The following is a 25,155-nucleotide window of genomic DNA, read 5'->3' on the forward strand; positions in this document are numbered from 1 at the left end:
TGTAAAGGAAAAGAGTAGGTGCACCTATTCTTTTCCTTCAATCATGAGCAAGAATATCTTGCAACGTAGATTAGGAAGAGGATTCTTACTAATCGTGCCAACTTCCGGAAAAAAGGTGGTGAAAACCTGTGGCATCTTTACGCGATATAAAAGCGAAGATTACCTCGACAAAGAAAACGAGTCAAATTACGAAAGCGATGGAGATGGTATCTGCATCTAAGTTAAACCGTGCAGAGCAAAATGCTAAATCTTTCGTTCCGTATATGGAAAAGATTCAAGAAGTAGTAGCGAGCATTGCGCAAGGAAGTAAAGGAATTAATCATCCGATGCTAAATGCGCGTCCTGTAAAGCGTACAGGATACATCGTTATTACATCTGATCGCGGACTAGCAGGTGGTTATAACAGTAACGTATTACGTACAGTGAGTAACGTAATTCGTGAACGTCATAATATGGACTCAAACCAATATTCAATTATTGTGCTTGGCCGACTAGGACGTGATTATTTAAAACGTCGCGGCTTTAACATCATTGATGAAGTAGTTGGATTATCTGACCACCCATCATTTACTGATATTAAAGACCTTGCTTCTCGAGCAATTGCGATGTTCGCAGATGGTGCTTATGATGAGCTGTATATTTACTACAACCATTACGTAAGTAAAATTTCACAAGAAGTAACGGAAAATAAAATTTTACCGCTTACTGATGTGACGTCTGATAAACCGACGACAGCTTATGAATTCGAACCTTCTGAAGAAGAAATTTTAAAAGTACTATTGCCACAATACGCAGAAAGCTTAGTGTACGGTGCATTACTAGACGGTAAAGCAAGTGAACACGCAGCGCGTATGACAGCAATGAAGAGTGCTACAGACAACGCAATGGAAGTTATCGATTCACTTACACTTTCATTCAACCGTGCGCGTCAGGCAGCGATTACGCAAGAAATTACGGAAATCGTTGGTGGAGCAGCAGCGTTAGAATAGTATTAAAAAGCGTAGACGGCTCTGTCAAAAGAGTTGCATAAGCTAAACTAATAAAAAATTAAAAGCTAACTGCTCGTAGCAAGTTAGCTAATTAAAAGAAAGCTAGGAGGGAACCCGATGAATAAAGGGCGCGTTACGCAAATCATGGGTCCGGTTGTAGACGTTAAGTTTGATGGCGGAAAGCTACCAGAAATCTACAACGCCCTTACGGTAAAACAAAGCAACGAAAACGGAGCAAGCATTAACTTAACATTTGAAGTTGCACTTCATTTAGGTGATGATACAGTTCGTACAGTTGCGATGTCTTCCACAGATGGACTTGTTCGTGGCACAGAAGTAGAAGATACTGGTAAACCAATCTCTGTACCAGTTGGTGATGCAACACTTGGTCGCGTATTTAACGTATTAGGTGATGCAATTGACTTAGATGGTGAGGTTCCTGCAGATGTACATCGTGATCCAATTCACCGTCAAGCACCTGCATTCGAAGAATTATCTACTAAAGTAGAAATTCTTGAAACTGGTATTAAAGTAGTAGACTTACTTGCTCCTTATATTAAGGGTGGTAAGATCGGTCTATTCGGTGGTGCCGGTGTAGGTAAAACGGTATTAATTCAGGAATTAATTAATAACATCGCACAAGAACACGGTGGTATCTCTGTATTCGCTGGTGTAGGTGAGCGTACTCGTGAGGGTAATGACTTATACCACGAAATGAGCGATTCTGGCGTAATTAAGAAAACTGCGATGGTATTCGGACAAATGAACGAGCCACCTGGAGCACGTCAACGTGTTGCGTTAACAGGTTTAACAATGGCTGAGCATTTCCGTGATGAGCAAGGACAAGACGTACTTCTGTTCATCGATAACATCTTCCGTTTCACGCAAGCAGGTTCTGAAGTATCTGCCCTTCTTGGTCGTATGCCATCTGCGGTAGGTTACCAACCAACACTTGCAACAGAAATGGGTCAATTACAAGAGCGTATCACATCTACAAATAAAGGATCTATCACGTCTATCCAAGCGGTATATGTACCAGCCGATGACTATACGGATCCAGCACCAGCTACAACGTTCGCTCACTTAGATGCAACAACAAACTTAGAGCGTCGTTTAACACAAATGGGTATTTACCCAGCCGTAGATCCATTAGCATCTACATCTCGTGCACTTTCTCCAGAAATCGTAGGAGAAGAGCATTATGAAGTAGCTCGTCAAGTACAGCAAACTTTACAACGTTATAAAGAGCTTCAAGATATCATCGCTATCTTAGGTATGGATGAGTTATCTGAAGAAGATAAGTTAGTTGTACATCGTGCTCGTCGTATTCAATTCTTCTTATCTCAAAACTTCCACGTAGCTGAGCAGTTTACAGGTCAAAAGGGTTCTTATGTACCTGTAAAGAATACAGTTAGCGGATTTAAAGAAATTCTAGAAGGAAAATATGATGACCTTCCAGAAGATGCATTCCGCTTAGTAGGTGGCATTGAAGAAGTTATTGAAAACGCGAAGAAAATGATGGCGTAAGGCCTTAGGAGGGACGAAGTATGAAGACATTTCCAGTCAGTATTGTAACTCCTGATGGACCGGTTTACGAAAAAGAAGTAGAAATGGTAAGTGTAAAAGCAGAGAGTGGGGAAATGGGGATCTTACCAGGTCACATTCCAACTGTTGCACCATTAAAAATTAGTGCAGTTCGTCTGAAAAATGGTGGACACACTGATTATGTAGCAGTAAGTGGTGGCTTTATCGAAGTTCGTCCAGATAAAGTAACTGTATTATCATCATCTGCTGAAGAAGCAAACCATATCGATATCCATCGTGCAAATGAAGCGAAGCGTCGCGCTGAGCAACGTATGCAAGATAAACAAGCACATGTTGACTTTAGACGTGCAGAAATGGCACTACAACGTGCTGTGAACCGTTTAAACGTTTCCGATATGAAATAAAAAATCCGTAAGGGCTCTTGCCTTTACGGATTTTTTTTATGTAGTTTATGGATAATTTTACAAAACTGGTATAATTATATTGATGCTTGTATAAGTAGAGAATGTACAACAATTTATAAAGGGGATGAATAAATGATCGGTGAAATGAAACGAGAAGCGTTGCACTCTTTAAAAGGAAAATGGGGACTAGGTGTTGGATCAACGATTTTATATCATATTATAAGTTACGTTGTTTCAATGGCTGTAATGCTTATACTATTAATCCCAGGGGTTATAATAGTTCTTTTATTGTCTATTTCAACTGTTTCAATTGAAGAAGACGCGATGGCAGTTGGAGCTGCTATTACGTTTGGGATTTTTTACTGCCTTATGATAGTTTTGAGTTATGCGGCTTATGGCATTACCACATATGGTCATACGAATCTGTTTCTACAAATAAGCAAACGAGAAGATGCTAGAGTGGATTATTTATTTGAAGGATTTCGTGGCTTTAAAAGAATGATGAAAACAATGTGGGCTATGCTTGCAATTTTGTTATATACAGGTACATGGGTTCCGATGTTAGGAACGATTGTATTTGGGCTATTAGGTTTTCTTGATGAGAATGCAAATCCATCATTTATAATTGTTTTCTTTATTTTATTAGCTATTTCGCTTATTGTAATGGCTATTCTGTATTTTTCATATTCGATGACATATTATGTGATGGTTGAAAAACCAGAATACAGTGTTTCGCAAGCAATGAAAGAAAGTAAGAATCTTATGAAGGGGCACAAATTAGATCTATTTCTTTTATGGCTCAGTTTTATAGGATGGGCCATTTTAGCAATTTTTACACTAGGAATAGGGTTTCTTTGGCTTAGCCCGTATATGAGTACAACGACAGCGCATTTTTATCGCTATCTTTCAAAAGATGAATTGTAGTAGGAACATGCTATACTAATAGAGTTATTACGTATAGGAGGCAAAGTATGATTAGTGATTTAAAAGGAGAAGCGTTAGATTCATTAGAAGGAAAATGGGGCTTAGCTGTTGGGGCAACATTACTGATTTCTATTCTTATTTCAGCTTTTAGTTTTAGTATTGATTTCATTTTCTCCCAGGTATGGGATTGGAAAGAAGTAAATAGCTCACTTTCAGTGGACGTTATTTCAATATTGATGATAGGTCCATTAACGTTAGGTGGTTATTGTTTAGCGCTGCATATCATTCGTGAAAAAGAAGCGGGTATCGGGCATATATTCAGATGGTTTACAGAAGGAAGTAAGTTTATAAAGTCATTTTTATTATATATAGTAGTGAACATTTATATTTTCTTATGGTTTTTACTACTTATTATTCCAGGCATCATTAAATCATTTTCTTATGCGATGACGTATTTTATAATAAATGACCATCCTGAGTATTCTATAAATCAAGCTATTACAGAAAGCCGTCGTATGATGGATGGACATAAGATGGAGTATTTCATTTTATGTTTAAGCTTTATAGGTTGGTTTATATTAAGTTGTATTACACTCGGGATTGGATTCCTATGGCTAATTCCATATTTTTATACGACGTCAGCAGCTTTTTATGAAGAGATTGCAGAGGAATATTACGAGAAACAAACTCCGACATTTTAAAGTAAATGGCACAATAAAAACACCCAGTATGAGCTATTGGTTCATACTGGGTGTTTTTTGTAGGAACTTTATAAATTGATGACTCGTAAGTGGTTTACTGAAATAGTAACCTTGCATATACTTACAGTTGTTTTTTTGTAGAAATTTAAGTTGTTTTTCTGTTTCAATTCCTTCAGCAACGACAGAAAGGTTTAACGTATTTGCAAGGGAAAGGATAGTGGAGACGATAGCTCTTTCCTCAGGACGGTGATCGGCTAGTTGCGTGAATTCTCTCGGTACTTTTAATGTATCGATAGGGAAAATTGATAAATAAGCGAGAGAAGAATAGCCGGTACCGAAGTCATCAATGGACGTTTGAATACCGTATTCTTTCAATTGTTTTAGTCTAGATAATGTTTCTTTTTCATCAATCATTGCAATTCGTTCTGTTAACTCAAGTGTTACATACCTTGGATCGACTTTAACGTCTGTTATTATTTGTGAAATGTTCTCAATTAAATTATCTTGCTGGAACTCTCTTGCTGATAAGTTCACGCTTATTTTTAAATCTTTGTAGCCAAAAGTATGCCATATTTTTAACTGGCGACAAGATTCTTTTAATACCCAATGACCGAGTGGAACGACTTGTGGCGTTTCTTCTACAATTGGAATGAACTCACAGGGCGGAATGTCACCTAGGAGTGGGTGTTTCCAGCGTATTAATGCTTCAGCACCAATAATCTTTTTTGTCGTAATATCAATTTGAGGTTGATAGACGAGATAAAATTCTTCACTTACTAAAGCGAGTGGTAAATCTTTTTCAATTCGAGCTTTTCGTTCCATTTTTTTATACAATTCTTTCGTGTACAGAGAACTACCATTTTTCCCCCTATTTTTTGCCTCGTACATGGCCATATCAGCATGCTGTAAAATTGACAATGGATCTTCACCTGCTTCAGGATATATTGCAATCCCAATGCTTGGTGAGATTTGTAGATGTTGATTTTCAATTTCGAATGGTTCGTTCATAGCCGCTACAATCGTATCGGCTATTTTTTTTACATCTGGCCTTTTTTTATAATTTTCGATAAGGATTGTGAACTCATCCCCGGCTAGCCGGGCAAGCTTCATATTTGGTGTCGCCATTTCTTCGAGTCTTTTGGCTACTGCAATTAATAGAAGGTCTCCTACCCTATGACCGAGGGTATCATTAATAACTTTAAAGCGGTCTAGGTCGAGAAACATAACAGCAAAAGGCCTTTTGGATATTTCAGATCGAGCAATTGCTTGTTCTACGTATTGATGAAATGCGCGGCGATTAGCAAGCTCTGTTAAAGTATCATGATAGGCTAGAAAGTTAATTTGCGCTTGTTGTTGTTTACTTTCCGTAATATCTTTAATCATTAAATAAACACCAGAAATATGATTCTTTAAAAAGATAGGAACAGCTGTAACATGCAAGTAGTAAATATCTCTATTTTTATGATATGCCCGTATTTCTAAAGAAATAGATTTCCCCTTTTTTACGCGATGAAAGGCACTAATGATTTCTTCCAAATCTTCTTCATACATAAGGGAATAGTAAGGCTGATTTAATAATTCATTCGTTTGATAACCGAGTAAAGTAGTACCAGCGTTATTCACTTTAAGAAAGTTACCGTATAAATCTAATGTGAAGATTGGATCTGGATGATGTTCATATAAAGATTTAAACATTTGTTGGTTATGATATAGTTCATTTTTTTGTTCTACTAAATCTTCTGTACGTAGTTCAATCTGTTTTTCGAGTTCTGAGTTGAATTGCATTTGGGCTAGTAATAATATTTTATTTTGTCTTCGGACTAAACTGTGGCGTATGAGAACGAAGGAGAAAGTTATCATAAGTCCGATTACTACAATAGGTGCAAAAACGTATTCAACTAATATAAAAACAATAAGCATGACTACAGAAATATAAGGTAATGATAATCTGATCGATTCCCCAAGCTTAGGGGTTAATAGTACTTGCTCTTGTCTTTCGGGTTCTTTTGTATGCAGAATACAGGCGATTGCTACTAGTACTAAAGTTACTTGATAGAGAGGAGTAACTGTAAACATAGAATACTCGGGTGTGAAGTATTTGATATAAGCATAAATCGCATCTGTAGTAGCATATAAAATTAAAGCACTGCCAAGAAGCGCACCAATTTTTTTTGATAATAAGGATAATGGTCTGAATAATAGATTGATTCCTATGAGAAAAAAGAGTAAATCGGCCATTGGATAGGTAAGTTGAACAAATATGTCGATATAGGATGTTGAAGAAACATGAATGGTGCGTTCAATAAGTAAGTAGTAACTTAAAGTGAATTGTGCTGTAACAATAATGCAAATATCGCATATCATAAAAAGCTTTTCTAATACATCGCGGTTATAGATGATTTCATATAGAAAGGCAAATGCAAAGCTAATTAAAAAAAGCAGATAAAAAAAATCGGACGAATCAACGAATGTATAGTAGTCCTTTAAAATTAAACGTTGATAGGCAACGACGATATCGCCAATGAAATAAGAGAGGGCTCCAACACATAAAATGGTCCAAAATAAACGGGGTAACCCTTCTTTCATGTTTGAAAAATAAAGGATATAACTACAAGCGATAATATCAACGAATAAAGTACTCATTCCAATTAAGATTTGAAAAGGAAATGAGTATTCATATAGAAAAGGCATTGTCACGTAATGAATCACTATAGACAACAATGTAATGCTTATAAGAATACTTACATGTGTTTGTTTTTTCATTTATCTCACCCACGGTATATACATATAAATTCCTCTTTTATTTTTTATAGTTTCTTGAAAAATATATATAATTTTTATATTTATTTTGCACAGGTATGGCGCGAGTTATAAAAACGGATTTTAATAATTCTCGTTTCTGTCCTCAACATATCGACATAGGAATTTGAATTTTGCTATAATGATTAAAATAGTTGCATTATTTAGAAAAATTTAAAAATAATAATTGCTGCAACTAGGACATATTGTTTACTAAGTGAACTTGTTCTTAATTTAGGGGGGAGGGTTTCACAATGGCAAGTGTATATGAAAATAGTTATATGATCGTTTTGATATTCTTGCTATTAGGCATATTGCTGCCGGTAGTGGCTCTTACATTAGGAAGGATGCTGCGCCCAAACAAACCAAGTGCAGCGAAAGCGACGACGTATGAGAGTGGGATTGAGCCTTTTCATGATGCAAATATTCGGTTTCATGCTCGTTATTATATTTTTGCTTTATTGTTTGTCATTTTTGATGTAGAAACATTATTTTTATATCCATGGGCTGTTGCATATGACAAGCTCGGTTTATTTGCACTGATTGAAATGCTCATCTTTGTTGTAATGTTGCTAGTTGGATTAGCGTATGCTTGGAAAAAGAAGGTGTTACAATGGTTATAAATTTTGAGGAGTTACATCCAAATGAGCGAGCGGAATTAGAACGAAATATCTTTTTTTCTACATTGGAGCAGTTGAAAGGATGGGCACGGAGCAATTCTTTATGGCCGATGACATTCGGACTAGCATGCTGTGCAATTGAAATGATGGGAGTAGGTTCATCACATTACGATTTAGATCGATTTGGGTCATTTTTTCGGACATCACCAAGGCAATCGGACGTTATGATTGTGTCGGGAACGGTAACGAAGAAGATGGCTCCTATTGTTCGGCGTTTATATGATCAAATGCCTGAACCGAAATGGGTTATTGCAATGGGATCTTGTGCGACAGCAGGTGGTCCATATGTAAATTCATATGCTGTTGTGAAAGGTGTAGATCAAATTGTGCCAGTTGATGTGTATATTCCTGGTTGCCCGCCAAATCCTGCTGCTTTAATTTATGGAATTAATAAATTGAAAGAAAAAATTCGTTACGAGGCAAAGACAGGAAAGCAGGTGACGAATAAATGAGTGATCTAAATAAAGACCTAGAGGATTTGAAAAGAGAAGCGGCTAGGCGTGCGAAAGAAGAGGCGAGAAAGCGGCTTGTTGCGAAACATGGTGCAGAAATAAGTAAACTTGAGGAAGAAAATCAGGAAAAAGAGAAAGCGCTACCAAAAAATAATGGTATGACTGTAGAAGAAGCAAAACGACGCGCAGCTGCGGTCGCAAAAGCAAAAGCGGCAGCATTAGCAAAGCAAAAAAGAGAAGGAACCGAGGAAGTAACAGAAGAGGAAAAGGCCAAAGCGAAAGCAGCGGCATTAGCGAAGCAAAAAAGAGAAGGAACCGAAGAGGTAACGGAAGAGGAAAAGGCCAAAGCGAAGGCAGCAGCTGCAGCGAAAGCAAAAGCGGCAGCATTAGCAAAGCAAAAAAGAGAAGGAACCGAAGAGGTAACGGAAGAGGAAAAGGCCAAAGCGAAGGCAGCCGCGGCGGCGAAAGCAAAAGCAGCGGCATTAGCAAAGCAAAAAAGAGAAGGAACCGAAGAGGTAACGGAAGAGGAAAAGGCCAAAGCGAAGGCAGCAGCTGCAGCGAAAGCAAAAGCAGCGGCATTAGCGAAGCAAAAAAGAGAAGGAACCGAGGGGGTAACGGAAGAGGAAAAGGCCAAAGCGAAGGCAGCAGCTGCAGCGAAAGCAAAAGCGGCAGCATTAGCAAAGCAAAAAAGAGAAGGAACCGAAGAGGTAACGGAAGAGGAAAAAGTCAAAGCGAAGGCAGCAGCTGCAGCGAAAGTAAAAGCAGCGGCATTAGCGAAGCAAAAAAGAGAAGGAACCGAGGAGGTAACGGAAGAGGAAAAGGCAAAAGCGAAAGCCGTGGCGGCAGCAAAAGCAAAAGCAGCGGCGCTAGCGAAGCAAAAGGCCTCGCAAGGTGATGGGGATTCGGGAGATGAAAAGGCGAAGGCAATTGCAGCAGCGAAGGCAAAGGCGGCGGCAGCTGCAAGAGCGAAGACAAAGGGTGCTGAAGGTAAGAAGGAAGAGGAATCGAAGCCGGAAGAGCCATCCGTGAATCAACCGTATTTAAATCAGTATGTTGAAGTTATTAAGGGAAAAGTAGGAGAGGATACATTAGTAGATTCCTACATTAATAAACTTTCAAAAGATGTGCCAACGCTTGTGGTCGAGCTATCCAAATATTATGAAGTAATGGAGTTACTGCGATCCCATGAGGAACTTGCTTTTGATTATATGTCAGAGCTACACGCGACGGATTTTGTAACACATATGGAAGTGTATGTTCATTTATTTTCATATGGAAAGAAACAGTCAGTAGCGGTGAAGGTGAAGCTGGATAGGGAAGAGCCGCAAGTAGAATCGGTGACAGCGCTTTGGAAAGGGGCGGACTGGCCAGAGCGGGAAGCGTATGATTTGCTTGGCATTGTATTTAAGGGGCATCCGAATTTATCGCGTATTTTAATGCCTGATGATTGGATAGGACATCCGCTTAGAAAAGATTATGAACCGTATGATGTGGAGGTGTAGCTAAATGATCCGTACGGAAGAAATGCTTTTGAATGTAGGTCCTCAACATCCGAGTACGCACGGTGTGTTCAGGCTTGTTATTAAGATTGACGGGGAAATTATTAAAGAAGCTACACCGGTTATTGGATATTTGCATCGCGGGACCGAAAAGATTGCGGAGAGCTTACAGTATACGCAAATTATCCCTTATACAGATCGAATGGACTATTTATCGGCTATGACGAATAATTACGTCATTTGCCATGCTGTAGAGACGATGATGGGGCTTGAAATCCCAGAGCGAGCCGAATACTTGCGAGTGCTTGCAATGGAGCTTGGAAGGATTGCGAGCCACCTTGTTTGGTGGGGGACAAATCTTCTTGATATAGGAGCGGTCAGCCCGTTTTTGTACGCATTTCGTGAACGAGAGATGATTATTAATTTATTAAATGAGTTATGCGGCGCCCGGCTTACTTTTAACTATATGAGAGTCGGCGGTGTAAAGTGGGATGCGCCGGACGGTTGGATTGAAAAAGTGGAAGAGTTTGTTCCGTATATGAGAGAGCAATTGGCAGGTTACCATGATCTTGTTAGTGGTAATGAGATCTTCGTAAATCGCGTAAAAGGCGTTGGTATATATAGCGAGGAAGATGCGATTTCGTATTCTTTAAGTGGAGCGAATTTACGATGCACCGGAGTAAACTGGGATCTTCGCAAAGATGAGCCGTATTCGATTTATGACCGTTTTGATTTCGATATTCCTGTTGGAAGCGTGGGGGATGCTTGGGATCGCTACGTTTGCCGCATGCAAGAGATTGAGGAGTCATTAAAAATTGTTGAGCAAGCTGTCCAGCAGTTCCCGAAAGAGGGAGCAGTACTTGCGAAAGTGCCGAAAATTATTAAGGCGCCTAAAGGGGAAGCCTTCGTTCGTATAGAGTCGCCGCGCGGAGAGATTGGTTGCTATATTGCTAGTGACGGAAAGAAAGAGCCGTACCGCTTGAAGTTTCGCAGGCCGTCTTTTTACAATTTGCAAATTTTACCGAAGTTATTGAAAGGTGAAAACATCGCCAATTTAATTACGATTTTAGGTGGAGTTGATATTGTACTTGGGGAGGTTGATGGCTGATGATTGAAACGCTCTTACAATCACCTTCAAGCTGGACGAATTTCTTCATTTTTTTCGGGTTAGCGGTGCTTCTACTATTTGCGGTCCTTGGCTTCGTTACATATGGTATTTTGGCAGAGCGGAAAGTGATGGGTTTTATGCAAGGGCGGATTGGGCCAAACCAAGTCGGGGGCCGGTTCGGTTTACTGCAAACGGTAGCTGATGTTTTAAAACTACTACTGAAAGAAGATAGTATTCCGAAAGCGGCAGATAAACCGTTGTTCATATTGGCGCCTGTCATTGCATTCGCACCGGCATTTATGGTGCTTGCAGTCATCCCGTTTACTGATAAATTTCAGTTTGCAGACATTGGCGTAGGCTTACTGTATTACATTGCTGTTTCTGGCATTACGACGATTGGTGTCGTGACCGGAGGATGGGCATCGAATAATAAATATTCCCTTTTAGGAGGGATGCGTGCGGCGGCGCAAATGATTTCTTATGAAATTCCGCTCGTAATGAGTGTAATTGGCGTCGTTTTGTTAGCTGGTAGCCTAAATTTAAATGAAATTGTAGCAGCGCAGGAGAATGTTTGGTACATTTTCGTGCAGCCAATCGGATTCGTCGTTTTCTTAATCGCAGCGGTAGCAGAGTTAAATAGGACGCCGTTTGATTTACCAGAAGCCGAGTCGGAGCTTGTTTCTGGATATCATACGGAATACTCAGGGTTTCGCTGGGCGTTTTTCATGCTTTCAGAGTACGTATATTTCTTCGGAATGGCATCTTTAATTACAGTGCTCTTTTTAGGCGGATGGAATCCAGTCATGTTCCTTGGATTTATCCCCGGAGCTGTATGGTTTGCTTTGAAATTTAGCAGTGTAGTCTTTCTATTAATTTGGTTCCGCGTTACGTTCCCGCGTATAAGAGGTGATCAGTTAATGGAGTTTGGCTGGAAAGTATTATTGCCAATTGCACTTGCGAATATTTTCTTAACGGCATTGATTAAGGAGTTATTCTTCTAATCTATGAGGGGGGTGCCAGTAAGAGATGAAAGGACTATTTAAAGGATTAAAATATACATTAAGCAATTTGAGTAAGAAGAAGGTGACGTACGATTATCCAAATCAACCGTTGCCGTTGCCAGATCGCTTTCGAGGTATTCAAAAGTTTTATCCCGAAAAGTGTATTGTTTGTAATCAGTGCTCTAACATTTGTCCGACAGACTGTATTCAGTTAACGGGGAAAAAACATCCGGATCCTACGAAAAAAGGAAAAATTATCGATACGTATGATATAAATTTTGAAATTTGTATTCTTTGTGATTTATGTACAGAAGTTTGTCCGACAGAGGCGATTGTTATGACAAATAACTTTGAACTCGCGGAATATTCACGTGATGATTTATTTAAAAATTTGCAGTGGCTTGACGAAAACGACGAAAACGTCAGGAAGGAGAATAAAGCATGAATGGCGAGTTTGTAGCATTCTTCATACTATCCTTGTCTGCAATTATCGGCGGCGTTCTTATGTTGAACTTAACGAAAGTTATGCATATGATGCTAGCTCTCGTTCTGACCTTTCTCAGCATTGCAGGTTTGTACTTTCTTTTATCAGCCGAATTTATCGGAGTTGCACAAATTTTACTTTACTCTGGTGCGATCACAATTATTATGATTTTTGGCATTATGTTAACGAAACATAATGCGGAAAATGAATCGCGTCTTACTCTTCGAAAATGGATTATCTTCTTTGCGGTTGTAGCATTTGGGGCAGTTATGTATTTCGCTGTTAACAATATTGATTTTGCAAATGAAAGCACACAAGGAAGTTTACCTCTCCATGAAAAAAACACACTTCAAATCGGTACGCTTCTCTATTCAGAATATATTATTCCATTTGAGTTAACATCAGTTATTTTACTTGTAGCACTTGTTGGCGCGATTATTCTTGCGAAGAAGGATGAGAAAGAGGAGGATTCCAATGAGTAGCGTTCCTGCTTCTGCATATTTAACACTTGCGATTATTTTATTTTGCATCGGTTTGTTTGGAGCTTTAACGAAGCGAAATACAGTGATTGTATTAGTTTGTATAGAATTAATGCTGAACGCAGCTAATTTAAATTTAGTAGCGTTTAGTAAATTAGGTTTGTTCCCAAATTTAACAGGGCAAATTTTCTCTCTGTTTACGATGGCTGTAGCGGCAGCGGAGGCGGCGGTAGGACTCGCCATTTTAATTGCTTTGTATCGTAATCGTACGACGGTTCATGTAGATGAAATGGATACGCTCAAAGGATAACATTGTGACCGAAAAGGGGGAAGGAAACAATGATCGATTATGCATGGCTCATACCGCTTTTCCCGCTTGTTTCGTTTTTTTTATTACTTATATTCGGGAAGAAAATTAGAGAAGGAAGCAGTGTACTTAGTATTTTCCTCGTCTTTCTCTCCTTTATAGTTGCGGTACTTGTATTAATAGAACGGTTTTCGAAAGTAGGATTAAAGCATAAGTGGGTATGGCTTAGAACGGGAGATATTGATATATCATTTGGCTTTGAAGTGACAGCATTAGGGGCTTTAATGCTGTTTATCGTTACACTTGTGAGTTTACTTGTACATGTGTATTCGAAAGGTTATATGAAAGGTGACGAAAGATTACCAACCTTTTATGCCTATTTAGGACTCTTTACATTTGCGATGCTCGGGCTCGTTATATCACCGAATTTATTACAGCTTTATATATTTTGGGAGTTAGTGGGCCTTGGTTCATTTTTACTCATCGGTTTTTATTTCTTTAAAGAAGAAGCGAAGGCTGCTGCGAAAAAGGCTTTTATTATGACTCGTATTGGAGATGTCGGTTTATTTATAGGGATGATTTTACTTTTTTGGCACGCGGGTAGTTTTGAATATGACGCAATATTTAGGGCGATTCATACGGGTGATCTTACTCCTACGATGATTACAATAACGGCGATCTTAATTTTTATCGGGGCGATGGGGAAATCAGGTCAGTTCCCACTTCATACGTGGTTACCAGATGCAATGGAAGGGCCGACGCCTGTTTCGGCACTTATTCATGCGGCGACAATGGTCGCAGCTGGTGTATATTTAGTGGCGACGATGTTCCCACTATTTTCAGCAAGTGCGGTGGCAATGCAGACGGTGGCAATCATTGGAGCCTTCACTGCAATATTTGCGGCTTCCATCGGTCTTGTACAAACGGATATAAAGAGAGTGCTCGCTTATTCTACAGTTAGCCAGCTTGGGTATATGATGCTCGCGCTAGGATCTGCTGGTTATGTAGCTGGAGTTTTCCATTTAACGACACACGCCTTTTTTAAAGCACTACTATTTTTGGCGGCAGGAAGTGTCATTCATGCAGTGCATACGCAAAACATTAATAAAATGGGCGGCTTGCAGAAGAAGATGAAAGTAACGGGTGTACTATTTTTAATCGGTACGCTTGCAATTAGTGGTGTACCACTCCTTTCGGGTTTCTTTAGTAAAGATGAAATTTTAGCGGCGACTTGGATGAACGGCAATTACGTTTTATTCATCTTAGCAGTAATTGCAGCATTCCTAACAGCATTCTACATGTTCCGGTTATACTTCCTTGTCTTCACGGGGGAAGTGAAGACGAAGGAAGAGGTGCATGAATCACCCCGCGTTATGACGTATCCGATGATTGTCCTTGGCGTTCTTGCGGTAGTGGCTGGTTATATAAATACACCGTGGTTTGGGACATTTCTCGGGGATTGGCTTACGAAAGATGTGGCATTTAAAGCGAGAGAAGTACACGGACCAGTTTGGATTATGATTGTTGCGACGCTCGTTTCATTTGCAGGGATTGCTCTCGCATACTTCATTTATGGTAAGAAATCTATTTCTAGAGATTGGGCTGGGAGTGAGGAAGCGCCTCACTATAACCTTTTGAAAGAAAAATATTATGTGGATGAACTATACAATATGACGGTGCTTCCTATTACGAAAGGAATCGCTCATATGCTTCGCTTATTTGAGGTGTATGTAGTCGAAGGAATTGCCGTTTTAATAGGGAGTGTAGTTAAAGGGATAAGCGGACTTGGGTCTAGACTTCAAAACGGAAATGTACAAGTGTACGGGACTGTAACAGCTGTTTCACTTGCAGTACTCGTCATTATTTTGCTCTATACGGGAGGGGATTTACGATGAATGATTTGTTATTAACGTTCTTCATTTTTTCCCCGCTTTTAGGAATTCTCTTACTTGCATTAACGCCGAAAAAAGAATCGCGTACAGTGCGAGCGCTCGGTTTATTTGGAACGGCGCTTCCATTTGGAATCGCTATTGTCCTCGCTTGTACATATGCTTCTGGAAAAAGCTTGTCGCTATTTGATGAAAAAGTAAAATGGATTAAATTTGGGGATTTTGCAGCGGTGGATAAAAGATGGTTCTCCATTTACTACGAGCTTGGTATTGATGGTTTATCGCTCGTTATGATGGTGTTGACGGCCCTTCTAGCGATGCTTGCAGCAATTGCCGCATTTACGATTAAAAGGAATTTGAAAGCATTTTATATGCTGTTACTCATGTTAGAAATAGGGATGCTCGGCGTCTTCGCTGCTCAAAATTTAATGTTGTTCTTTATCTTCTTTGAAATTACATTACCACCAATGTTTTTATTAATTGGGAAGTGGGGCAAATTGTCGAGTGAAAAGGCTGCTTATAGTTATTTAATATATAACGGTATTGGCTCCGCTATTTTGCTCATTGTTTTCTCGGTTTTATTTGCGAAAACAGGTACAACGAATATGACAGAGCTGAAAGAAATATTAACGAGTGTAGGTGCTGGGGGAGGAACGGCTGTCTCAAGTAGCTTACAGTTCGGTTTGTTTCTTAGCATAATGATCGCTTTTGCGATTAAATTACCTGTTTTCCCGTTACATCGCTGGATGGTCAATGTACATATTGAAGCACATCCGGCTGTAGTTATGCTTCATGCAGGTGTTTTACTGAAGATTGGAGCATACGGTATGATTCGCTTCGGACAGGGGTTATTCCCGGAATACTTTCGAGAGTTTGCAACGCTCATTGCGATTTTAGGAGTCATTAATTTATTGTACGGAGCCTTCTTAGCGCTCATCCAAACGGACTTCAGGAAGGTACTTGCTTACTCTAGTATTTCGCATATGGGCATTGTATTAATGGGGCTTGCGGCGTTAAATGCACCGGGTACACAAGGGGCACTATTCCAAGTTGTGTCGCACGGTTTAATTGCAGCCTTACTCTTCTTCTTACTCGGCGTTATAGAACAGCGTTTTGGAACGTCGGATATTACAGCGCTTGGCGGACTCGCAAAAAGTGTACCAATACTTAGCGGATTCTTCTTAGCAGGAGGAATGGCATCGCTTGGATTGCCGGGTATGTCTGGATTTGTAAGTGAGTTTCTTGCTTTTCTCGGTTTATTCCAAGGGGAGCCGGTCATTGCTGCAGTCGGTGTACTTGGCATCATTTTAACCGCTGTATACGTATTAAGAGCAACACTGCAAGTAACATTCGGTAAGAAAGAGTGGGAAGCGAAAGCTGATATACATGGATGGGAGTACGTCCCTATATTGCTGCTTATTTTCTGCATTATTGCAATTGGAGTAATGCCAGAAATATTAGGGGATCCGCTTCAAAATACATTAAAAACATTGGGGGTGAAGTAGGATGGATATGAATACGTTACTTAGCCTATCGTGGCATCTCATGGTGCCAGAATTCATTATTCTCGGAGCTGCCATCCTTCTTTCCATATGTGATTTGTTTTTTAAGCTGAACCATAAATATGTAGCGCTTAGCGCAATTGCAGCAATCGTATTAGCAATCGTCTCATTAATTACGCTATACAGTGAACCAGCGGGAGATATTTTAAACGGATCGTTTGTGTTAGACGGGTTTTCAAAAGGGTTTAAAACGTTGTTATTAGGCGGAGCTGCTCTCATTTTATGCACTGCAATGAGCGATGATAAGAAGAATCCAATTGAAGATAAGGGAGAGTATTATTACTTATTTTTAATGGCACTTCTTGGAGCTATGTTTATGGCTTCTAGCGTTGATTTCATTACACTTTTCGTCGGCTTAGAATTGCTTTCACTTTCTTCGTATATTTTAGTAGGAATACGAAAAAAGAACCGTGCATCAAATGAGGCGGCCATGAAATATGTCATTAATGGAGGAATCGGAACGGCCATTACACTCTTTGGAATGAGTTATTTGTACGGTATTACAGGGTCAACCAACATCGTGGATATGCAAAAAGTATTCGCAGGAGAGCTTGCTGATGGTATTCAATTATTGTTAGCTCTCGCATTTCTACTATTACTCGTTGGACTTTCGTTTAAAATTGCGACAGTACCGTTTCATATGTGGGCACCAGATGTGTATGAGGGAGCGGCTACACCTGTTACTGCATTTCTAGGGACGATTTCTAAAATGGCAGGTTTCCTACTCATTATTCGTCTGTTCCTCATGGTTTTCGCAACTGTATCGGTGCAAGGAGACATGCAATCTTTATACGGACGTATGAGCATATACGTTGCAGTACTAGCGAGTATTACGATGATTATCGGAAATGTAGTCGCATTAAAGCAATATAACGTAAAACGCCTATTTGCCTATTCGGGAATTGCGCATGCGGGCTATTTACTCGTTCCGCTTGTAGCATTATCACCATTTACGATGGATAGCATGTGGTTTTACATGCTTGCGTATATGCTGATGAATATCGGCACGTTTGCAATTATTCACGGCTTAATCTTACAAAGCGACAAAGAAAACATCACCATTTTCACTGGATTATATAAAAGGTCGCCATTCACAGCGATTGTGATGACGATTTTTATTTTATCGTTAGCCGGGATACCAGGAACAGCTGGCTTTATCGGGAAAATTAACATCTTTTTAGGAGCGCTTCATGTAGAGCCAGCTCATTACGTACTAGCTTCTATTATGATGGGAACGACAGTCATTTCATTCGTATATTATTTCCGTATTTTACAGCAAATGTTTTTCAGGACGGGAGAAGTAGAAGAGAAGATTCGTTTGCCATTCAATATAAAGGTTGTAATGAGCCTTTGCGCAATTTCGATTGTAATACTAGGGATTATGCCGATGATTGGATACAATTTCTTTTATGAATATTTTCCATTAATGAAAGATTTCTTCTTTCTAGGGAACATGGTACAATAGTGAAAATAAAAGGTGTGGAGTCGTTACTCTGCGCTTTTTATTTTGTGTGAACTACAGCTGAAAATGCATATAGGTATATGTTTTTTTAGAGAAAATTATGATGTGAAATGTAAGATGCTTATTTGTATTTGAAAAAGTGTGGCTCCTACTTATTATGGTATCGTTTTTATAGTATTTCATAAGTAGTAGCTAGGTAAAAAGGGGTCGATTTTTTGGCACATCTTTTAGGGCAACAAGCACTGATTGCCATCGTTTCGCATTTATTGTTTATTACTATTACATGGTGGGCCTTACAAGGTATTCACATTGAGCGTTTAATGAAGCCTGGAAAGGTAATGCAGACACGAGTATTACTCATCTTAATTACAATTGCAATTGGGACATCTGTAAGTAACTTTTTTCTTGATTATTTAGGCTATTCAAAGAGTTTAACGTATTTAGTAAAGTAAGTGTATAGAACCTCATATCTCCGTTAACAATGGGGATAGGAGGGGATGAAATTGAAGCTTAAAGCCATTCTTATTGTTGCACTTAGTGTTGTTTTATTTTTGGTTGGATATAGAGAGATGAAACCAGTCAGCGATGAACAGAAAATGGAGAGCATGATCGCATCCTTAGAGAAAAATGATGCTAAAGTAGAGAAATGGTCATGGTTAGCGCGAGAAACAAAAACAATTTCTAATATACATACGTTTCAAAAGTTGTTAAACGATGTGAAGGACAAGGCGAATATTCAAAAGTGGGAATTAGAGCAATCTCCAGATGGATATAAAGCTACATCCTATAAAAAATTTTCTTCTTATGAAGAACGAGTAGTAGTAACTTGGAGTAAGGAAAATACTAAAGAAAACACTTTCATTATTTTTGAAGTGAGCGGGGCGAAATGGGACCCGAAGTACATTCAGAAAACAAATAAAATTTTTAGTGAAAAACCTATAATTTACACTTGTGTTCAAGGTGTACTGAATGATAAGATTGAAGGTGTTTTGCAAAATAAAACCAATCAGGTTTTGAAAGATCTTTCAGCAAGAGCGATCGAACAGATAGAAGAAAGAGCATTTGTGTCAGTCTCCGCATACAATAAAAAGTGGGATGACGCTCTTTCAACAAATAGAGAGAAAATAAATGTGCAAATAGCAATACGTTCTACAAACAACAAAGATACAATTGTGGTTGGCACACCGATCATAACTTCTGAGTATTGAGTGAATAGATACTGAAAAAAGGACACGGAGGGGAATAATTTGGAAAAGATCATCGTCCGTGGCGGAAAGCGGTTAAACGGCACAGTGCGTGTTGAGGGCGCAAAAAATGCTGTATTACCTATAATCGCTGCAGCCCTATTAGCGAGTGATGGAAAGAATGTACTATCTGAAGTACCAGTTTTGTCTGATGTATACACAATTAATGAGGTATTACGTCATTTAAATGCTGAAGTCGTATTTGAAAATAATCAAGTAACAATTGATTCTTCTAATGAACTAAACATTGAAGCACCATTTGAATATGTACGTAAAATGCGTGCATCTGTTCAAGTAATGGGACCATTATTAGCACGTAACGGTCGTGCTCGTATTGCACTTCCTGGTGGATGTGCAATTGGTTCACGTCCAATTGACCAACATTTAAAAGGCTTCGAAGCAATGGGAGCAAAAGTACAGGTTGGTAATGGCTTTGTTGAGGCATACGTTGAGGGAGAACTAAAAGGAGCTAAAATTTATTTAGACTTCCCAAGCGTGGGCGCGACAGAAAACATTATGTCTGCAGCTACATTAGCAAAAGGGACAACAATCCTTGAAAACGCAGCGAAAGAACCAGAAATCGTTGACTTAGCTAACTTCTTAAATGCGATGGGAGCGAAAGTACGCGGAGCTGGAACTGGAACGATTCGTATCGAAGGCGTTGATAAATTATATGGTGCAAACCACTCTATTATTCCTGACCGTATTGAAGCGGGAACATTCATGGTTGCAGCGGCAATTACTGGTGGAGACATCTTAATTGAAAATGCTGTGCCTGAACATTTACGCTCAATTACAGCGAAAATGGAAGAAATGGGTGTTAAAATTATTGAGGAAAACGAAGGTGTACGTGTTATCGGCCCAGATAAGTTAAAAGCGGTTGATATTAAAACTATGCCTCATCCAGGTTTCCCAACAGACATGCAATCACAAATGATGGCATTATTACTACAAGCTGATGGAACAAGTATGATTACAGAAACGGTATTCGAAAACCGCTTTATGCACGTTGAAGAATTCCGTCGTATGAATGCTGATATTAAAATCGAAGGTCGTTCTGTTATTATGAACGGTCCAAACAGCTTACAAGGTGCTGAAGTAGGCGCAACTGACTTACGTGCTGCTGCTGCGTTAATCTTAGCTGGTTTAGTATCAGAAGGTTACACTCGTGTAACTGAATTAAAGCATCTTGACCGTGGTTATGTAGATTTCCATAAGAAATTAGCTGCATTAGGTGCAACTATTGAACGTGTAAACGAAAAAGTAGAAGAAGTGAAAGAACAAGAAGTTTCTGATCTTCACGCTTAATTGAAATAGTCTCTACGTCTTTTGACGTAGGGGCTATTTTTTTGGGTTATTACTGTTATAGTCAAGAAATTCTATACTTATGCACGTACCATTAAAAATATTTAGAAAATTTTCGTTTTATCCAGGTCCCCTTAAGTATGTTCTAAAAGAACGAGTTGTTCCATAAGAATGAATGGAGTAAAGCTTTTTCATATTGGGGGAAATAAGATGAAATTTTCAAAGCCACTTTGTATTACAGTAGCGCTTCTCATAGCGCTCGTTATCATTGTACCTGCTGCTCTTGTTATTCCATTTGCGAAAGCAAAAGTAGGGGAAGAGGCAGCTTCTAAAACTCCTCCAGCGATAGAAAGTATACCAGCTCCAGGAAAAGTGGATACAGCGGTTCAAGTTGCTGTATATCGTGAGAAACAAAAAAAGGTAGAGTCATTACCTATGGAGGAGTATGTAACCGGTGTAGTAGCTTCAGAGATGAATGCCAGCTTTGAAATAGAGGCGCTAAAGGCGCAGGCATTAGCAGCGAGAACATTTGTGGTACAGCGTATGCTAAGCGGAGGAAAGAAAAACAATGCGGACGTGACAGATACGGTGAAAGATCAAGTGTACAAAAGTAAAGAAGAATTGAAGAAACAATGGGGCAATAACTACGAAAATAATTTGAAGAAAATCGAAGAAGCTGTTTCGAAAACCGCAGGACAAGTTTTAACGTATGATGGAAAACCAATCTCAGCATCCTTCTTCTCAACGAGTAATGGCCGGACAGAAAATGCGGCTGATTATTGGGGAAATGATTATCCGTACTTAAAGAGCGTAGATAGTCCGTGGGATCAAGCTTCTCCGAAATTTACGAGCGAGCAAACCTTTACAGTAGCTGACTTTCAAAAACGTCTCGGTGTGAAAGTGCTAGCAGACGGCAAGGTTGGAAATATTAAAAATCTTACGGAAGGAAAGCGTGTAAAGGATGTAGCATTTCAAGGGAAAACATTAACAGGAAAAGAAGTTCGTGAAAAGTTAGACTTACGCTCTTCTGACTTCACTTGGAAACAAGAGGGAGATAAAATCGTCGTTACAACGAAAGGCTTCGGCCACGGCGTCGGCATGAGTCAATACGGAGCGAACGGCATGGCAGCGGAAGGTAAGAAATATACAGATATCGTCGCTCATTACTACAAAGGCGTTGAAATAAAGACGATGAATGATTATGAAGGAAAGTTAATGGTGAAGAAGTAAGGTGCAGGATAGGCCGTCCCAAGAGGTATATTGGGACGGTTTTTCTTTTGTTGATAGATAGGTTATTTTTGTCGAATCGTAGATATTTTTAAAGTATGATAAGTATATTTGAAAAAACCTCAATGTTTAGCGATGAGAAGATAGTAATTGACGCCTCTTTTTGTCATTATTTGTAGAAATAAATGGAAGGTATGCTGCATGTTGCGTGTTATAATACAGTTATGTGAATATATAAAACATAATAACAGGGGGTAATGGAAAATGATGATGGATGTACCACTGCTCATTCCGTCAATGATGGAACGAGCAGAGAAATATTTTTCGAAAAAGGAAGTTGTTTCACGGACTGCATCACGTATTCATACATTAACATACGGAGAAATTGCAAAGCGGACACGCAGACTTGCTAGCGTGTTAACGAAAATGGGAATTGAACAAGGGGATAAAGTAGGTACAATTGCATGGAATCACCATAGACATTTGGAAGCATACTTTGCGATTCCGGGAATCGGAGCGGTGTTACATACAATTAACTTAAGACTTTCCGCTGATCATATTTCATATATTATTAACCATGCAGAAGATAAGATTATTCTTGTAGATGAAGATATGGTACCTATATTAGAAAGTATTCAACACGAAATCCCACATATAAAAGCCTTTATCATTATGACAGACAATCATAAACTACCTCAAACAACACTATCACCAGCATACCATTACGACCAACTAATCGAAGAAGGCGATGAGACATTTCCATTTATAAAAGATTTAGATGAAAAAGAACCAGCCGGAATGTGCTATACATCGGCTACGACAGGAAAACCAAAGGGTGTAGTTTACACACACCGTAGTATTGCACTCCACAGCTATACACTGGGACTTGCAGATGGCGGGAATATATCGGAAGTAGACACTTGTATGCCTGTCGTTCCAATGTTCCATGTGAATGCATGGGGATTACCGTTTGCGAGTACGTGGTTTGGGACAAAACTCGTATTGCCAGGACCACATTTCACACCGAAGATTTTAGCAGAACTAATTGATAGGGAAAAAGTAACCATTACGGCTGGCGTGCCAACGATTTGGATTGGCTTACTGCAAGAACTAGAAAAACACCCATATGATATTAGCAGTATAAAAACGATATGGTCAGGAGGATCGGCTGCTCCATTAAGCATGATTCGTACGTATGAAGAACGATATGAAATTGCATTTAGACAAATATATGGAATGACAGAAACGAGTCCCGCTGTTGTCATTAACTGCCCGAAATCATATCAACGAGAGTTACCGAAAGAAGAGTATTATAATTTACGTTCGCGCCAAGGTTATTTATTCCCTGGACTAGAAATGAAAGTGATTGGGCAAGACGGTGAAATTAAGTGGGATGGAGAAGAGATGGGAGAACTTTGTTTAAGGGGGCCATGGATCGCTGGTAGCTATTATAAGGATGAGCGTACAGAAGAATCAATGAAAGATGGTTGGCTCCATACAGGAGATATTGTCACGGTTGATTCGGAAGGATTTATTAAAATTGCTGATCGGACGAAAGATTTAATTAAGAGCGGAGGCGAATGGATTTCCTCTGTAGATTTAGAAAATGCTTTAATGTCTCACGATAAAGTGTTAGAAGCATCTGTTGTGGCGGTGCCGCATGAAAAATGGCAGGAACGCCCTATTGCTTGCGTCGTATTAAAAGGAGGGCAAGCAGTAGAAAGGGAAGAACTGTATGCTTTACTAGAAGCTGAATTTCCGAAATGGTGGATGCCAGATGATATTTTATTTGTAAATGAAATTCCGAAAACATCTGTAGGGAAGTTTCTAAAACGAGCACTGCGTGATCAGCTCAAGACGTATATGGTAGAGCAAAACTAGAGAAGAAGGCTATCCTTTCGTTTGGGTAGCCTTCTTTTTATGGTGGTTACATAATATATCTAAATTTTCCATTAATTGTTTGGTATAATAAGATAAAAACATTTGGGGGAGACAGAATGGCGTTACTTGAGTTGAGACAATTAGGGAAAACCAACCAGTTACCAGCAGTTGAGCTAGAGGTTGAGCAAGGACAATGTGTTGTTTTGCAATGTAATAACCATACAGCTAAAGTGTTGCATCGCATTATTATTGGTGAGGAAGAAGCTTCAACTGGCAGTGTGTTATTTGAGGGAGAATCGATTGGAAAGAGAAATTATTCTCGCATCGGCTTTTGTTTTTTGAAAGATGAGGCATATGACCGTTTGAAGGTGAAGGAATACTTCAAGTTCTTAATAGGTCTTTATGAATCGAATATGAGTACGGAAGAAGTCGTACAATATGTAGGCCTCTTAGATAAGTTAAACGTTAAAATAGAAAAACTATCATTTTCAGAGAAACGTCGCCTTCATATTGGGCGTGTTATGATTCATAATCCAGACTTAGTTATTTTGGAAGAGCCGGAGCAAAATGTAGATACAGAGAGCACGATTATTATTCGGAAATCAATTATGAAAATGAAAGAACAAGGAAAAGCGATTTTTATTACGTCATCGTTTCTATCGGACGCCCTTTCGTTAACAGAAGATGTATACATACTAAACAATGATGGTGTGAAAAAAATAGAAATCGAACAAGAGGAAGTTGAAGAGGTGGATGAAGAAAAGGTTGTTCAATTGATTCCGCAAATGAAACTTGAAAGAATTCCAGCGAAAGTGAACGATAAAATCATTTTACTTGATCCGATGGAAATTCATTTCATTGAAACGCAAAATGGAGTGACACATATTCATGTGCGCGAAGGTGATTTCGTATGTGCATTAACGTTAAGCGAACTAGAAGTGAGATTAACAGGATTTGGTTTCTTTAGATGTCACCGCTCGTACCTTGTGAATTTACAAAGAGTACGAGAAGTAATTACGTGGACTCGTAATAGTTTTAGTTTAATTTTGGATGACGAAAGAAAAAGTTCAATCCCGCTTTCAAAAGGACGAATGGATGAATTAAAAGGTGTGATTGGGCTATAAAAATTGCTCCAATAAGTTCAAAATACGATTCATTCACCGGTAAAAATACTCCTTTTACCGGTATTTTACTGCGTAACCTCTTTGTTTTT

The 25,155-nt window shown here is 39.1% G+C and carries 23 protein-coding genes; 22 read left to right on the forward strand and 1 reads right to left on the reverse strand.

Translation table 11 applies throughout. From position 1 onward, the window contains the following. Positions 1 to 128 precede the first annotated feature (128 nt). The 5 genes from atpG (at position 129) to AC3WTI_RS19765 (ending at position 4,563) form a co-directional block, all read left to right on the forward strand. Complete coding sequence (gene atpG / locus AC3WTI_RS19745; RefSeq protein WP_087959177.1) at positions 129 to 989, forward strand: F0F1 ATP synthase subunit gamma; 861 nt, start codon at positions 129 to 131, stop codon at positions 987 to 989. 117 nt (positions 990 to 1,106) lie between these two features. After that, entirely contained in the window at positions 1,107 to 2,516 is a 1,410-nt protein-coding gene (atpD, locus tag AC3WTI_RS19750) for a F0F1 ATP synthase subunit beta (protein ID WP_087959178.1), read from the forward strand. Positions 2,517 to 2,536: 20 nt separating this feature from the next. After that, positions 2,537 to 2,938: a F0F1 ATP synthase subunit epsilon gene (gene atpC / locus AC3WTI_RS19755; RefSeq protein ID WP_000847215.1), complete on the forward strand. Its 402-nt coding sequence runs from the start codon at positions 2,537 to 2,539 to the stop codon at positions 2,936 to 2,938. 132 nt (positions 2,939 to 3,070) lie between these two features. Then, positions 3,071 to 3,862: a DUF975 family protein gene (locus AC3WTI_RS19760; protein WP_087959179.1), complete on the forward strand. Its 792-nt coding sequence runs from the start codon at positions 3,071 to 3,073 to the stop codon at positions 3,860 to 3,862. 47 nt (positions 3,863 to 3,909) lie between these two features. Beyond that, the gene (locus AC3WTI_RS19765; protein ID WP_087959180.1) at positions 3,910 to 4,563 is read left to right on the forward strand and encodes a DUF975 family protein; all 654 of its coding nucleotides are present in this window, start codon (positions 3,910 to 3,912) and stop codon (positions 4,561 to 4,563) included. A gap of 33 nt (positions 4,564 to 4,596) precedes the next feature. On the opposite strand, the gene AC3WTI_RS19770 is transcribed toward AC3WTI_RS19765, so the two are convergent. Continuing rightward, positions 4,597 to 7,326 (reverse strand): EAL domain-containing protein, encoded by a 2,730-nt coding sequence (locus AC3WTI_RS19770; protein ID WP_144488442.1) that lies wholly within the window; start codon positions 7,324 to 7,326, stop codon positions 4,597 to 4,599. Between the two features lie 290 nt (positions 7,327 to 7,616). Here AC3WTI_RS19770 and nuoA point away from each other — a divergent pair, with 290 nt between their 5' ends. From nuoA to AC3WTI_RS19855, 17 genes are all read left to right on the forward strand, one after another. Then, positions 7,617 to 7,985 (forward strand): NADH-quinone oxidoreductase subunit NuoA, encoded by a 369-nt coding sequence (nuoA, locus tag AC3WTI_RS19775; RefSeq protein ID WP_000179273.1) that lies wholly within the window; start codon positions 7,617 to 7,619, stop codon positions 7,983 to 7,985. Then, positions 7,976 to 8,494, forward strand: coding sequence for an NADH-quinone oxidoreductase subunit NuoB (gene nuoB / locus AC3WTI_RS19780; RefSeq protein WP_000236331.1), 519 nt, complete (start codon positions 7,976 to 7,978; stop codon positions 8,492 to 8,494). The genes nuoA and nuoB overlap by 10 nt, the downstream gene beginning before the upstream one ends. Further along, positions 8,491 to 9,996 carry an NADH-quinone oxidoreductase subunit C gene (locus tag AC3WTI_RS19785; RefSeq protein WP_144488441.1) on the forward strand — a complete coding sequence of 502 codons (1,506 nt, stop codon included), beginning with the start codon at positions 8,491 to 8,493 and terminating at the stop codon, positions 9,994 to 9,996. The genes nuoB and AC3WTI_RS19785 overlap by 4 nt, the downstream gene beginning before the upstream one ends. Positions 9,997 to 10,000: 4 nt before the next feature. Then, entirely contained in the window at positions 10,001 to 11,101 is a 1,101-nt protein-coding gene (gene nuoD / locus AC3WTI_RS19790; protein WP_098903508.1) for an NADH-quinone oxidoreductase subunit NuoD, read from the forward strand. Beyond that, positions 11,101 to 12,102: an NADH-quinone oxidoreductase subunit NuoH gene (gene nuoH, locus AC3WTI_RS19795; protein WP_000573437.1), complete on the forward strand. Its 1,002-nt coding sequence runs from the start codon at positions 11,101 to 11,103 to the stop codon at positions 12,100 to 12,102. Before nuoD ends, nuoH begins: the two co-directional genes overlap by 1 nt. 25 nt (positions 12,103 to 12,127) lie before the next feature. Beyond that, on the forward strand, positions 12,128 to 12,547 hold the full coding sequence (gene nuoI / locus AC3WTI_RS19800; RefSeq protein ID WP_000677191.1) for an NADH-quinone oxidoreductase subunit NuoI: 420 nt from the start codon (positions 12,128 to 12,130) through the stop codon (positions 12,545 to 12,547). Next, the gene (locus AC3WTI_RS19805) at positions 12,544 to 13,068 is read left to right on the forward strand and encodes an NADH-quinone oxidoreductase subunit J (RefSeq protein WP_048528054.1); all 525 of its coding nucleotides are present in this window, start codon (positions 12,544 to 12,546) and stop codon (positions 13,066 to 13,068) included. Before nuoI ends, AC3WTI_RS19805 begins: the two co-directional genes overlap by 4 nt. Continuing rightward, complete coding sequence (nuoK, locus tag AC3WTI_RS19810) at positions 13,061 to 13,375, forward strand: NADH-quinone oxidoreductase subunit NuoK (RefSeq protein ID WP_000100078.1); 315 nt, start codon at positions 13,061 to 13,063, stop codon at positions 13,373 to 13,375. The genes AC3WTI_RS19805 and nuoK overlap by 8 nt, the downstream gene beginning before the upstream one ends. 29 nt (positions 13,376 to 13,404) lie before the next feature. Beyond that, the gene (nuoL, locus tag AC3WTI_RS19815; RefSeq protein WP_098903506.1) at positions 13,405 to 15,267 is read left to right on the forward strand and encodes an NADH-quinone oxidoreductase subunit L; all 1,863 of its coding nucleotides are present in this window, start codon (positions 13,405 to 13,407) and stop codon (positions 15,265 to 15,267) included. Continuing rightward, the gene (locus AC3WTI_RS19820) at positions 15,264 to 16,766 is read left to right on the forward strand and encodes an NADH-quinone oxidoreductase subunit M (protein ID WP_087959186.1); all 1,503 of its coding nucleotides are present in this window, start codon (positions 15,264 to 15,266) and stop codon (positions 16,764 to 16,766) included. The genes nuoL and AC3WTI_RS19820 overlap by 4 nt, the downstream gene beginning before the upstream one ends. Positions 16,767 to 16,773: 7 nt before the next feature. Beyond that, the gene (gene nuoN, locus AC3WTI_RS19825; protein WP_370452649.1) at positions 16,774 to 18,288 is read left to right on the forward strand and encodes an NADH-quinone oxidoreductase subunit NuoN; all 1,515 of its coding nucleotides are present in this window, start codon (positions 16,774 to 16,776) and stop codon (positions 18,286 to 18,288) included. A gap of 212 nt (positions 18,289 to 18,500) precedes the next feature. Then, a complete protein-coding gene (locus AC3WTI_RS19830; RefSeq protein ID WP_000940742.1) occupies positions 18,501 to 18,737 on the forward strand; it encodes a DUF1146 family protein in 237 nt (78 codons plus the stop codon). Positions 18,738 to 18,788: 51 nt separating this feature from the next. Beyond that, the gene (locus AC3WTI_RS19835) at positions 18,789 to 19,493 is read left to right on the forward strand and encodes a YwmB family TATA-box binding protein (RefSeq protein WP_370452648.1); all 705 of its coding nucleotides are present in this window, start codon (positions 18,789 to 18,791) and stop codon (positions 19,491 to 19,493) included. Positions 19,494 to 19,532: 39 nt separating this feature from the next. Continuing rightward, positions 19,533 to 20,837: a UDP-N-acetylglucosamine 1-carboxyvinyltransferase gene (gene murA / locus AC3WTI_RS19840; RefSeq protein ID WP_048528058.1), complete on the forward strand. Its 1,305-nt coding sequence runs from the start codon at positions 19,533 to 19,535 to the stop codon at positions 20,835 to 20,837. A 207-nt stretch (positions 20,838 to 21,044) separates the two neighbouring features. Further along, on the forward strand, positions 21,045 to 22,064 hold the full coding sequence (gene spoIID / locus AC3WTI_RS19845; protein ID WP_087959189.1) for a stage II sporulation protein D: 1,020 nt from the start codon (positions 21,045 to 21,047) through the stop codon (positions 22,062 to 22,064). Positions 22,065 to 22,325: 261 nt separating this feature from the next. Beyond that, positions 22,326 to 23,942: a long-chain fatty acid--CoA ligase gene (locus tag AC3WTI_RS19850; protein WP_098903504.1), complete on the forward strand. Its 1,617-nt coding sequence runs from the start codon at positions 22,326 to 22,328 to the stop codon at positions 23,940 to 23,942. Positions 23,943 to 24,058: 116 nt separating this feature from the next. Next, positions 24,059 to 25,066, forward strand: coding sequence for a LytTR family transcriptional regulator DNA-binding domain-containing protein (locus AC3WTI_RS19855; RefSeq protein WP_253621697.1), 1,008 nt, complete (start codon positions 24,059 to 24,061; stop codon positions 25,064 to 25,066). Positions 25,067 to 25,155: the final 89 nt, after the last annotated feature.

This window comes from Bacillus sp. EB106-02-03-XG38 (assembly GCF_058792175.1).